Here is an 11478-nt window from a genome sequence, read left to right as displayed (position 1 = left end):
CCCACCCTCGCCGCGCTGGCGACCGGCGCCCGCCTGGCGTTGGCCAACAAGGAGTCGCTCGTCGCCGGTGGTGCGCTGGTGACCGGCGCCGCCGCCCCGGGGCAGTTGGTGCCCGTGGACTCCGAACACTCGGCCATGGCGCAGTGCCTGCGATCGGGCACCGCGGACGAGGTCGCCGGCCTCGTCCTGACCGCGTCCGGAGGTCCGTTCCGGGGCAGGACGCGCGCGCAGCTGGCGGACGTCACCGCGGAGCAGGCGTTGCGGCATCCCACGTGGGCGATGGGGCGGATGATCACACTGAACTCGGCCACCCTGGTCAACAAGGCGCTCGAGCTCATCGAGGCGCATCTGTTGTTCGGGGTGCCGTACGAGAAGATCGAGGTGACCGTCCACCCCCAGTCGGTGGTCCACTCGGCCGTGACCTTCGTCGACGGTGCCACCATCGCCAAGGCGTCTCCTCCGTCGATGAAGCTGCCCATCGCGCTGGCCCTCGGCTGGCCGGACCGGATCCCCGGGGCCACGACACCTCTCGACTTCTCCCGGTCCCACTCCTGGACGTTCGAGCCCGTGGACGAGCAGACGTTCCCGGCGATCTCCGTCGCCCGCGCGGCCGGATCGGCGGGAGGGCTGCGCACGGCGGTGTTCAACGCCGCGAACGAGGAGGCCGCGCCGGCCTTCCTCGACGGGAGGATCGGCTTCACCGAGATCGTCGACGTGGTGGCCGAGACGGTCGCGGCCGCGGACGAGTGGTCGTCCGATCCCCGCGACCTGGACGACGTGACGGCGGCGGAGTCGTGGGCACGGCGCCGTGCCGCCACGCTCGTCGCGAACCGGGAGGGCTGAGTCGTGATGGTGCTCGGGATCGTGCTCTTCGCACTCGGGATCATGGTGTCGATCGTGCTCCACGAGTACGGACACATGCGGGTGGCGCAGTGGTCGGGCATGAAGGTCCGTCGGTTCTTCGTCGGTTTCGGTCCGACACTGTGGTCGGTGCGCCGCGGCGGGATCGAGTACGGACTCAAGGCGGTCCCGCTCGGTGGGTTCTGCGATATCGCGGGGATGACCGCGTACGACGAGTTGGCCCCGGAGGACGAGCCCAGGGCGATGTGGCGTCAGGCGTGGTGGAAACGGGTGGCGGTCCTGTTGGCCGGCCCGGCCATGAACATCGTCCTGGCCATCGCGCTCTTCTACACGGTCGCCGTGGGCTGGGGGCTGGTCAACCGTGACGTCCAACCGATCCCGACCGACCGGGTCGCGGCGGTGGTGGGCGACACCTGCGCCGGTGCGGACCGGTGTGGGGTCGGTGTCGGCCCGGCGGGTGAGGCCGGCATCCTCGCCGGCGACCGGATCACCTCCGTCGACGGCCTCCCCGTGGGCAGTTGGTCCGATCTGTCCGAGGTGGTCTCCGCGCGTCCCGGCCAGACGGTCCCCGTCACGCTCGACCGGGCGGGGGAGACCGTGACGACGACGGCGAGCCTGACCTCGTCCTCCGTCGCGGGTCAGGAGAGGGGTGCGCTGGGGGTGCGACTGTCCGAGGACGGCATCCCCCCGGAGATCCTCGCCGACCCCGCCTACCAGACGGTCAACACCTACGACGCGCTCGGTGCGGTCCCGGCGACCTTCGTGTTCACCGGGGAGATGATCGAGGCCACGATCGACGGACTCATCTCGTTCCCGTCCAAGATCCCGGCGGTGGCGGCGTCGATCTTCGGCGCCGAACGGGCCGATGACTCGCCGGTCTCCGTGGTGGGTGCGAGCCACATCGGTGGCCAGGCGGCCGAGCAGGGTGCGTGGTGGCTGTTCCTGCTCTTCCTCGCGGGGCTGAACCTGTTCCTCGGGGCGTTCAACCTCGTCCCGCTCACCCCGTTCGACGGCGGCCACATCGCGGTGGTGTTCTACGAGAAGATCCGCGACGCGCTACGGCGGCTCCGCGGGCTGGCACCGGGCGGCCCGGCGGACTACGAGAAACTCGCGCCGATCACCATCGGTGTGTTCGTCCTGTTGATGGGCGTGTCCGCGATCGTCATCACCGCGGACTTCGTCAACCCCATACTGCTGACGGGATGAGCGTCCGGACTCCCGATCTCGCCCCCGCGCCCCGGAACGCGGATAATGGCGGACGGGATCCGCGAGCACCCGGCTGGCGACCCCTACGGAAGGCCCTGTTGTGAACGACTCCTCCTCCATCCCCGTCGGACTGGGAATGCCAGACGGTCCACCGCCGGTCCTCGCGCCGCGCCGGAAGACGCGGCAGCTGTTCGTGGGCCAGGTCGGTGTGGGCAGCGATCATCCGGTGTCGGTCCAGTCCATGACCACCACCAAGACCCACGACGTCAACGCCACGCTCCAACAGATCGCCGAACTCACGGCGGCGGGCTGCGACATCGTCCGCGTGGCGTGCCCCCGTCAGGAGGACGCCGACGCCCTTGAGACCATCGCGCGCAAGTCGCCGATCCCCGTCATCGCGGACATCCACTTCCAGCCCAAGTACATCTTCGCGGCGATCGACGCCGGGTGCGCGGCGGTACGCGTCAACCCCGGCAACATCAAGGAGTTCGACGGACGGGTCGCCGAGGTGGCCAAGGCGGCCGGTGCGGCGGGGATCCCCATCCGGATCGGCGTCAACGCCGGGTCCCTCGATCCGCGTCTGCTCGCCAAGTACGGCAAGGCCACCCCGGAGGCGCTCGTGGAATCCGCGCTGTGGGAGGCCTCGCTGTTCGAGGAACACGGTTTCGGCGACATCAAGATCTCGGTCAAGCACAACGACCCCGTGATCATGGTGGAGGCCTACCGTCAGCTCGCGTCGAAGAGCGACTACCCGCTCCACCTCGGAGTCACCGAGGCCGGGCCCGCGTTCCAGGGCACCATCAAGTCCGCGGTCGCGTTCGGAGCCCTGCTGTCGGAGGGGATCGGCGACACCATCAGGGTCTCGCTCTCCGCGCCGCCGGTGGAGGAGATCAAGGTCGGTTCGCAGATCCTGCAGTCACTGGGTCTGCGCCCGCGCAAGCTCGAGATCGTCTCCTGCCCGTCGTGCGGTCGTGCCCAGGTGGACGTCTACAAGCTCGCCGACGAGGTCACCGCCGGCCTCGAGGGGATGAGCGTCCCCCTGCGCGTGGCCGTCATGGGGTGCGTGGTCAACGGACCCGGCGAGGCGCGCGAGGCCGATCTCGGCGTGGCCTCGGGCAACGGCAAGGGCCAGATCTTCGTCAAGGGCGAGGTCATCAAGACCGTGCCGGAGGCGATGATCGTCGAGACCCTCATCGAGGAGGCCATGCGGATCGCGGAGGAGATGGGCGAGCCCGTCGGCGAGGCCGCAGCGGGTCAGGGCCCCCAGGTCAAGGTCACGCGATAGGCCGATGACCGATACGGCTGCGCCGGAGGCAGCGACCGGCGGGTGCCGCGGGGTGGGCCCCGGGGAGGCCCGCGCGCTGCTCGGCGTCCTCGAATCCGACCCCCTGGTCTCGTGTCCCGCGGCGGAGAAGTTCGCCGCGTCCGGCGCGGTGCCCGGGCCGGAGGGGCGGTTCCTCACGCTGGGCGGCCCCGAGAGGTCGCTGGTGTTCGTGGGGAGTTCGGTGCTGCCACTCCGTGGTGACGCACATGATCACCACGAGCTCGGTCTCGCGGTGGCGGGCCTGGGGTTCGGCCCCATGTCCGTCCACGGGCGGAGGGATCAGGTCTCCGCGCTGTGGGGTGCCCTCGGTTCCTGCTGGGGGCCGTCCAGGGAACTCCGCGGGGCGCAGCACCTCATGGCGCTGCGGCACCCGGTGGACCGGTCCCTCGTGCTCGGCGACATCCGGGCCGCGACCCTCCTCGAGTTCGAGCAGGTGCTCGCGGCCGCGGCGGCGATGTACCGCGAGGAGCTGGGCTCCGATCCGTTCGCCGTGGGGTCGGGGATACCGTTCCGCCGCCGGGTCGCGCGCTCCCTGGCGAGGGGGAGGACCTGGATCGGGGTCGACGACGGAGAGGTGTTCTTCAAGGCCGACGTCGCCGCAGTCTCTCCGTGGTCGGCGCAGATCCAGGGGGTGTGGGTCCGGCCCGGCAGGAGGGGTGCGGGGCTCGGGACCGGCGGCATCGCCGCGGTGTGCGCCGCCCTCCAGGCCGGTCGACTGACCCCGTCCCTGGTGGTCAACGGATCCAACGCCGCGGCCCGCTCGGCGTACCGGCGGGTCGGGATGGTCGACGTGGTCGACTACGCGACCGTCCTGATGTGACCCGCCGGGCCACGGTGGCGGCACCCGGGCACCCGCGGTCGGGCCGGGTCGGCGGCGAGCCCCTGAACGCACCTATCCTTGAGGCCATGACCACCTCAACCCGTCAGCCCCTCGTCCCCGGCGATCCCACCCCGATCCGGACGGTTCCCGAGTCGATCCCGCGGCCCGAGTACGTCTGGCGCGAGAAGGTCGACGAGGCCAACGGCGAGCCGTGGGTGCAGACGCCCGAAGTGATCGAGGCGATGCGCAGGGCGTGCACGATAGCGGCGGACGCCCTCGTCGAGGCGGGGCGTGCCGTGGCACCCGGGGTCACGACGGACGAGATCGACCGGATCGCCCACGAGTACATGTGCGACCACGGCGCCTACCCGTCGACGCTGGGGTACAAGGCGTTCCCCAAGTCCAGCTGCGTGTCCCTCAACGAGGTGATCTGCCACGGCATCCCCGACACCACGGTCATCCTCGACGGGGACATCGTCAACATCGACGTCACCGCGTACATCGACGGAGTCCACGGCGACACCAACTCCACCTTCCTGGCGGGTGAGGTCGCCGAGGAGAACCGGCTCCTGGTCGAACGGACGCGAGAGGCCATGAACCGCGGGATCAAGGCCATCCGCCCCGGCCGGGAGATCAACGTGATCGGGCGTGTCATCGAGTCCTACGCGCGCAGGTTCGACTACACGGTGGTCCGGGAGTTCACCGGGCACGGGGTGGGTCCCACCTTCCACAACGGCCTGGTGGTGCTCCACTACGACGAGCCGTCACGGACCGAGGTCCTCGAGCCCGGGATGACGTTGACCGTCGAGCCGATGATCTCGCTGGGCGGTCCCGGGTTCGACATCTGGGATGACGACTGGACCGTCACCACCGCGGACAAGGCGTGGACCGCACAGTTCGAACACACCGTGCTCGTCACCGACGAGGGGTACGAGGTGTTGACGCTGCCGAGCGGAGGCTGAGGCCTCGCCGCCGGGTCGGATCGGGCTCCCCGACGACCCGAGTCGAACGATTGTCCCGATGCGGCCGTGAGTCATGGACATCTCGCGCCATAATGTCAATCATGATCGATACTCCCCGCGGACCTGTGGACCACGTCGACATCCTCGTCGTCGGAGCCGGGTTCGGGGGGATCGCGATGGCCGATCGTCTCCTGCGGGAGGGACGGGGCGGGGACATCCTCGTGGTCGAGGCCGGCGACGAGGTCGGCGGGACCTGGCGCGACAACACCTACCCGGGGTGCGCCTGCGACGTGCCCACCTCCCTGTACTCGTTGTCGGGTCACGCTCACCCCGACTGGTCGCACTCGTTCGGCAGACAGGGCGAGATCCAGGCCTACCTCGTCGGGGTGGCGGACAGGATCGGCCTCCGCGATCGACTCGTCACCTCCTGCGAGGTCACCCGCGCGCGGTGGGGCGACGACACCGCCCGGTGGAACGTCGACACCAGCCGTGGGCAGGTCCTGGCCCGCCATCTCATCGTCGCGACGGGGGCGCTCTCCGCACCCTCCGTGCCCCCGCTCCCGGACCTCGAGGGTTTCGACGGCGAGGTGTTCCACTCCGCGCGCTGGCGCCACGACATCCCCCTCGCCGGCAAGAAGGTCGCGGTGGTCGGCACAGGCGCCTCCGCCGTGCAGTTCGTGCCCGAGATCGCCGGGACCGCCGACCACGTCACGGTCTTCCAACGGACACCCGGATGGATCCTGCCCCGGTTCGACCGTTCCGTCTCCCGGCGTCGCCGCGCGCTGTACCGGCGTGTCCCGTTCGTGCAGAAGATCGTCCGGGGTCGGGTCTACGCGGGCCGTGAGCTCTACGTCCTGGCATTCACCCGGGCCCGGTTCCTCCTCCGGTTGTTCGAGTGGTTCGCCCGGTTCTACCTGCTGGTCAAGGTGCGGGACCGGCGGATGCGGACGGTGCTCACCCCGGATTTCTCGATCGGGTGTAAGCGTGTGCTGCTCACCGGCCAATGGCTTCCGGCGCTGTGTCGGCGGGACGTCACCCTGGTCTCCGGACCCGCGACCTCGGTGACCCCGGGCGGTCTCGTCGACTCCGGGGGTGCCGAGCACCCCGCCGACGTGATCATCTTCGGGACCGGGTTCCAGCCCACCGAGCCGCCCATCGCGCGGGTCGTCACCGGTTCCGACGGCCGGACCCTCGCAGCACACTGGGACGGCAGCCCCCGCGCGCACAACGGCGTGACGGTCGCCGCGTTCCCCAACCTCTTCCTGATGTTCGGGCCCAACACCAGCCTCGGGCACTCGTCGATCGTCTACATGCTCGAATCACAGGCCGAGCACGTGCTGAGGCTGCTCGAGTTGTCGAGGCGTGCGGATCGGGGGACCGTGGAGGTGCGGGAGGAGGCCCTCGACCGGTATTCCGACCGGATGGACCGCGAACTCGCCGGCACCGTGTGGAACGACGGTGGATGTTCGAGCTGGTACATCGACTCACGGGGCCGGAACTCGACGCTGTGGCCCACCTTCACGTTCCGATACCGACGCCAGGTGAGGTCGGTCGACCCGGCGGACTTCGTGGTCGGCTGAGGCCCGCCGGGGCGGCGGGTCAGAAGCCCCGGTCCGGGAAATCCAGTCCGAGCAGGGCGTTCTCGACAACCTCGGCCATCGCAGGGTGGATCCAGTACTGGCGACGCGCGAGTTCGGGGACGGTGATCTCGAACTCCATGGCCTGGATGAGGATCTGGATGAGGGAGGGCGAGTGGGCACCCATGATGTGGGCGCCGACGAGCAACCCCGTCGTGCGGTCCGCGATGAGCTTGCAGCACCCGACCGAATCCTCCATGGCCCAGCCGTAGGCCACGTCCCCGTAGTCCTGGACCTTGACCGTGACGTCGTATCCGGCCTCCCGGGCCTCGGCCTCGGTCAGTCCGACCGAGGCGATCTGCGGCCAGGTGAACACGGCGTAGGGCACCAACCGGTGATTGACGGGGTGGAGGTCGTCAGGGTGCCGCAGGTTGTGCCCGACCACCCGCTGCTCGTGGTTGGCGACGTGCTTGAGCTGGTAGGGGGAGCTCACGTCGCCGAGGGCCCACACGCCGTCGGCCGTGGTGCGGCCGTACTCGTCGACCCGGACCAGCTCCCCGTCCATCGCCACGCCGGCGGTGTCGAGGCCGAGCAGGTCGCCGTTGGGGGTGCGGCCCGTCGCCACCAGGAGCGCGTCGCCGGAGCAGGTCGAACCGTCCTCGAAGGTGATCTCGACCCCGCGCCGGTCCTCGCCGGTCGCGGTCATCGTGGTGATCTGCTGGCCGAGGCGGACGTCCCACCTCCGCCTGGCCTGGTCGGTGAACCGTTCGGCCAGTTCCCGGTCCACGTGCTTGAGCAGGACGTCCGAGCGGCCGATCACGGTCACCTCCACGCCGAGAGCCGAGAACACGTGGGCGAACTCACAGGCGATGAAGCCGGAGCCCTGGATCACCATCGACCCGGGTAGCTCGGGGATCCGCATGACGTCGTCGCTGGTGTAGAAGTCGACGCCGGCGTCGACGACGATCCCGGGGATCGAGGGGCGGGCGCCTGCGGCGATCACCACGGAGTCGGCCGTGATGATCTCCCCGGTCCCCGTGTCGATGGTGCGCGGACCCACGAAGGTCGCGTGACCGTCGTACACGGTCACGTTGTCGCACCGTGTGCGCCGGTAGTCCTCGCCGCTGGAGGCGATGGGGTCGATCCGGCGGTCGAACACCCGGGAGACGATGTCGGGCCAGCGGACGCCGTCGAGCGTCGAGTCGATCCCGTAGGTGCTCGAGTGCGCGACGGACACGGCGGTGTCCGCGGCGTAGACGAACATCTTGGTGGGGATGCAGCCCACGTTGAGGCACGTCCCGCCGAAGGGGCCCTTCTCGCAGATCGCCACGGACTTGTCGGCGAACGACTCGTCGATCAGCGAGTTTCCGCTTCCGGTGCCGATCACGATGAGGTCGAAGTGCCGGGAGGGGGTCTGGGTCATGGTCGTCAGGACTCCTTGGTGTGGGGTGCGAGGATCTGGTCCAGCCAGTCGCCGAGGTGCCGGAAGACCACCTCGAGCACATCCGCGCGGGAGAGGAACACGTCGTGTCGGGCGCCGTCGACGGGGATGTCCGTGACCCGGTCCGAGAGCCGGTCGGCGAATCGCTCCATCGATCGGACATCCAGGATCAGGTCGGTGTCGACGTCGAGCACACCGCCCGCGCCGCGAGCGCCGACGGACGACGCCGTCGACCTCAGCAGGAGCACGGGGAGCGGAAGGTGGACCCCGGACTGGAGAGCCTTCTGCGCCCGGCGGACGGCCGCGAGCCATCCGGCCCGGACCCCGACCCCGCCCGGGGGCTTGAGTGCGGTGTCGAAGTGGAAATCCCCGTCGTGGTCGATGTGGGTGCTCACCACGTACCGGTCCGAGGTCTTCAGGGGCAGCCGGTAATAGGGCCTCGCGGAACCCAGGGTTCGGATGACCGGGTCCAACAGGGGTCGGGCGCGGTCGGGGACGTCGAGTTGGAACCAGGGGGAGTTCAGGACCAGCCCCACGACGGGGTCCAGCGAGCCCCGGTCGCGGCGCCGCCCGAGCCAGAGCGGTACCACCAGTCCGCCGGTGGAGTGCGCGGCCACGATGACGGGGAGTCCGGGGTGTTCGGCGGCGATCACGGCCAGTGACCGGTCCAGCTCGTCGTCGTATCTCTTCAGGTCGGTGGTGAAGTGCGGCGTCAGGCCGTCCCGCCTGGAGCGTCCACACTTGCGCAGGTCCACGCCGTAGGTCGCGATGCCGCGACCGGCGAGGAACTCGGCGAGATGGGTGTGGAAGAAGTAGTCGGACAGACCGTGGACCACGAGCAGGGCGGCGACGGGCCGCTCGGGTGCGTCCTCGTGCCGCACGAGAGTGGCCGATATCGGTCCCTCGCCGTCCGGATCGGTCCCGAGTGGGAGCTCGAGACGCCGGTAGGACGGGCCCAGCAGGTCCGGGGTCCACTGCGCACCGGATCCGGTGGGGGCGACGGCATCGGGGGAGGGCGGAGGCACGACGACCACCCTAGTCCGGTGTGCCGCGGGGGCAGACCGGTGAGTAGTCTTGGGATCCGGTGGACGCGGGGTCGCCGGACGGTCCCGTGTCGATTCCAATTCGGGTCCACGACCAAACAGCGAGGGTAACCGGTGACTGCAGACCAGGTGGCAAAGCACGGAACGACTGATGTGGCGCTCATCGGCGCGGGCACCATGAGCGCGACGCTCGGGGCTCTGTTGCGTCGCCTCCAGCCCGACTGGCAGATCGAGATCTTCGAGCGCCTCGAGGGCCCCGCGCTGGAGTCCTCCGACGCGTGGAACAACGCCGGCACCGGCCACTCCGCACTCTGCGAGCTCAACTACTCGCCCAAGACCGCCGACGGTGACGTGGACATCACCAAGGCCGTGAGCGTCAACGAGAAGTTCCAGGTCTCGCGGCAGTTCTGGTCCTATGCCGTGGAGAACACGATCCTCGGCGACCCGACGGAGTGGATCCGCCCGGTCCCGCACATGAGTTTCGTGGCCGGTGAGGCCGGGCAGGAGTACCTGCGGAAGCGGTACGACAGGCTCGCCGGCCACCCCCTGTTCCCCGGGATGGGTCACACCACCGACTTCGGAGAACTCGAGCGGCTGGTCCCGCTCATGGCCCGTGGCCGGTCCGCCGACCAGCCCTTCGCCCTCAGTCACTTCGAGAACGGCACCGACGTCAACTTCGGGGCACTCACCCGGCAGTTCGTCAAGTACCTCACCAGGACGGGCACCGAGGTCCACTACCAGAACCAGGTCAAGGATCTCGAGCGCAACACCGACGGCACCTGGCGGCTGACCGTGGCCAACCGCCACACCGGCGACGAGCGCACGGTCGATGCTAAGTTCGTCTTCGTCGGAGCCGGCGGCGGTGCCCTGCACCTGCTGCAGAAGTCGGGCATCCCGGAGATCAAGGGCATCGGCGGGTTCCCCGTGGGGGGCCAGTGGCTGCGCTGCACCAACCCCGACCTCGTCGACCAGCACCAGGCCAAGGTGTACAGCCAGGCGTCGGTCGGCGCGCCGCCGATGTCGGTTCCGCACCTCGACACGCGCGTCATCGACGGCAAGAAGGGGCTGCTCTTCGGCCCGTTCGCCGGCTGGACCCCGAAGTTCCTCAAGATGGGCAGCTTCATGGACCTGCCCTCGAGCATCCGTCCGGGCAATCTGCTGCCCATGGCCAACATCGGGCTCACCGAGATGGGCCTGGTCAAGTACCTCATCACCGAGCTCGCCAAGAATCACGGCGCGCGTGTCGAGACCCTCAGGGACTTCGTGCCGTCCGCGCAGGACGGCGAGTGGGAGAAGGTCGTCGCCGGCCAACGTGTCCAGGTGATCAAGCCCAACGGGCGCGGGGGGACCCTCGAGTTCGGTACCGCCGTGGTCAACGCCGCAGACGGCTCGATCGCGGGTCTGCTGGGGGCGTCCCCCGGTGCGTCCACGGCCGTCGACGCGATGGTCGATGTGCTGCAGCGCTGTTTCCCGAGCCGGTTCGCGGACTGGAAGCCCGCGCTCGAGGAGATGATCCCGTCCCTCGGTCGCGACCTGGCCGCGGAAGAGGGCCTGTTCGCCGAGCAGTTCGAGCGCTCGACCCGCACCCTCAAGCTCGATCAGAGGGCCTGACGGCGGGCCGGACCCCGCCCCGTACGAACCCTCATCCCCCGGTCGCCGCGTCGCTGTGGCCGGGGGATGACGCGTATCACAGTGCCTCGGGGCCGAGGCGGTCGCGGCCACCGACGGCGGATAGGATCGGCGGCATGATCCGGCCCGTGAACCCGTACCCCGTCGGCTTGGACCTCGAAGGCCGTCGGGTCGTGGTGATCGGCGGCGGATCGGTGGCCCAGCGGCGTATCCCGGTGCTCCTCGAGTCGGGTGCCGTCGTCCACCTGGTGAGTCCTGAGATCACGCCCACGTTGCAGGGACTGGTCGACTCCGGACGCATCCGGTGGGAGGCCCGTGAGTACCGGTCCGGCGACCTGGAGGGCGCCTGGTACGTGGTGGCGGCAACCAAGGACTCCCTGGTCAACGCCAGGGTCGCCGCCGAAGCCGAGCAGGATCGCACCTTCTGCGTGCGGTCGGACGCCGTCAACTCGGGCACCGCGGTGACGCCCGCCGTCGTCCGCCGCGACGAGATGGTGGTGGCGGTGCTCACCGGGGACCGCGCACGGACCGCCGAGGCCCGTGATGTGGTCGCCCGCGCTCTGAGCGACGCCGGCGCCGAGGCGCCGGAGGTCGAGGAGAGGCTGCGGGGGACGG

Annotated in this window: 10 protein-coding genes; 8 read left to right on the top strand and 2 right to left on the bottom strand. The window is 69.9% G+C overall.

The window, feature by feature from the left end; all coding sequences use genetic code 11:
- From G6017_RS09085 to G6017_RS09060, 6 genes are all read left to right on the top strand, one after another.
- A partial coding sequence (locus G6017_RS09085) for a 1-deoxy-D-xylulose-5-phosphate reductoisomerase (protein WP_182617045.1) occupies nt 1–843 on the top strand: 843 nt, incomplete at its 5' end.
- 6 nt (nt 844–849) lie between these two features.
- Complete coding sequence (locus tag G6017_RS09080; RefSeq protein ID WP_182609734.1) at nt 850–2067, top strand: M50 family metallopeptidase; 1218 nt, start codon at nt 850–852, stop codon at nt 2065–2067.
- Between the two features lie 136 nt (nt 2068–2203).
- Nucleotides 2204–3352, top strand: coding sequence for a flavodoxin-dependent (E)-4-hydroxy-3-methylbut-2-enyl-diphosphate synthase (gene ispG / locus G6017_RS09075; protein ID WP_179525449.1), 1149 nt, complete (start codon nt 2204–2206; stop codon nt 3350–3352).
- A gap of 4 nt (nt 3353–3356) precedes the next feature.
- Nucleotides 3357–4211, top strand: coding sequence for a GNAT family N-acetyltransferase (locus G6017_RS09070; RefSeq protein ID WP_182609735.1), 855 nt, complete (start codon nt 3357–3359; stop codon nt 4209–4211).
- A gap of 86 nt (nt 4212–4297) precedes the next feature.
- Entirely contained in the window at nt 4298–5173 is an 876-nt protein-coding gene (map, locus tag G6017_RS09065) for a type I methionyl aminopeptidase (RefSeq protein ID WP_182609736.1), read from the top strand.
- 101 nt (nt 5174–5274) lie between these two features.
- A complete protein-coding gene (locus G6017_RS09060; protein WP_182617043.1) occupies nt 5275–6753 on the top strand; it encodes a flavin-containing monooxygenase in 1479 nt (492 codons plus the stop codon).
- Between the two features lie 19 nt (nt 6754–6772).
- On the opposite strand, the gene mtr is transcribed toward G6017_RS09060, so the two are convergent.
- Nucleotides 6773–8173 carry a mycothione reductase gene (gene mtr, locus G6017_RS09055; protein ID WP_182617041.1) on the bottom strand — a complete coding sequence of 467 codons (1401 nt, stop codon included), beginning with the start codon at nt 8171–8173 and terminating at the stop codon, nt 6773–6775.
- Between the two features lie 5 nt (nt 8174–8178).
- Complete coding sequence (locus G6017_RS09050; RefSeq protein WP_347237972.1) at nt 8179–9216, bottom strand: alpha/beta hydrolase; 1038 nt, start codon at nt 9214–9216, stop codon at nt 8179–8181.
- Between the two features lie 147 nt (nt 9217–9363).
- On the opposite strand from G6017_RS09050, the gene mqo reads away from it, so the two are divergent.
- Both mqo and G6017_RS09040 read left to right on the top strand, forming a co-directional pair.
- Nucleotides 9364–10845: a malate dehydrogenase (quinone) gene (mqo, locus tag G6017_RS09045; protein ID WP_338404144.1), complete on the top strand. Its 1482-nt coding sequence runs from the start codon at nt 9364–9366 to the stop codon at nt 10843–10845.
- Nucleotides 10846–10979: 134 nt separating this feature from the next.
- Nucleotides 10980–11478 (top strand): precorrin-2 dehydrogenase/sirohydrochlorin ferrochelatase family protein (locus tag G6017_RS09040; protein WP_277819588.1); only part of this gene is annotated, 499 nt, incomplete at its 3' end.

Source organism: Dietzia sp. B44, from assembly GCF_014145245.1.
GTDB lineage: Bacteria > Actinomycetota > Actinomycetes > Mycobacteriales > Mycobacteriaceae > Dietzia > Dietzia natronolimnaea.
Note: the sequence above shows the minus strand (reverse complement) of the source record. Positions and strands in the feature narration are given on the sequence as shown.

Excerpts from the sequence above, each read along its gene's own strand:
- G6017_RS09080 (WP_182609734.1), top strand. The coding sequence starts at position 850 with ATGGTGCTCGGGATCGTGCTCTTCGCACTCGGGATCATGGTGTCGATC.
- ispG (WP_179525449.1), top strand. The coding sequence starts at position 2,204 with ATGCCAGACGGTCCACCGCCGGTCCTCGCGCCGCGCCGGAAGACGCGG.
- G6017_RS09070 (WP_182609735.1), top strand. The coding sequence starts at position 3,357 with ATGACCGATACGGCTGCGCCGGAGGCAGCGACCGGCGGGTGCCGCGGG.
- map (WP_182609736.1), top strand. The coding sequence starts at position 4,298 with ATGACCACCTCAACCCGTCAGCCCCTCGTCCCCGGCGATCCCACCCCG.
- G6017_RS09060 (WP_182617043.1), top strand. The coding sequence starts at position 5,275 with ATGATCGATACTCCCCGCGGACCTGTGGACCACGTCGACATCCTCGTC.
- mtr (WP_182617041.1), bottom strand. The coding sequence starts at position 8,173 with ATGACCCAGACCCCCTCCCGGCACTTCGACCTCATCGTGATCGGCACC.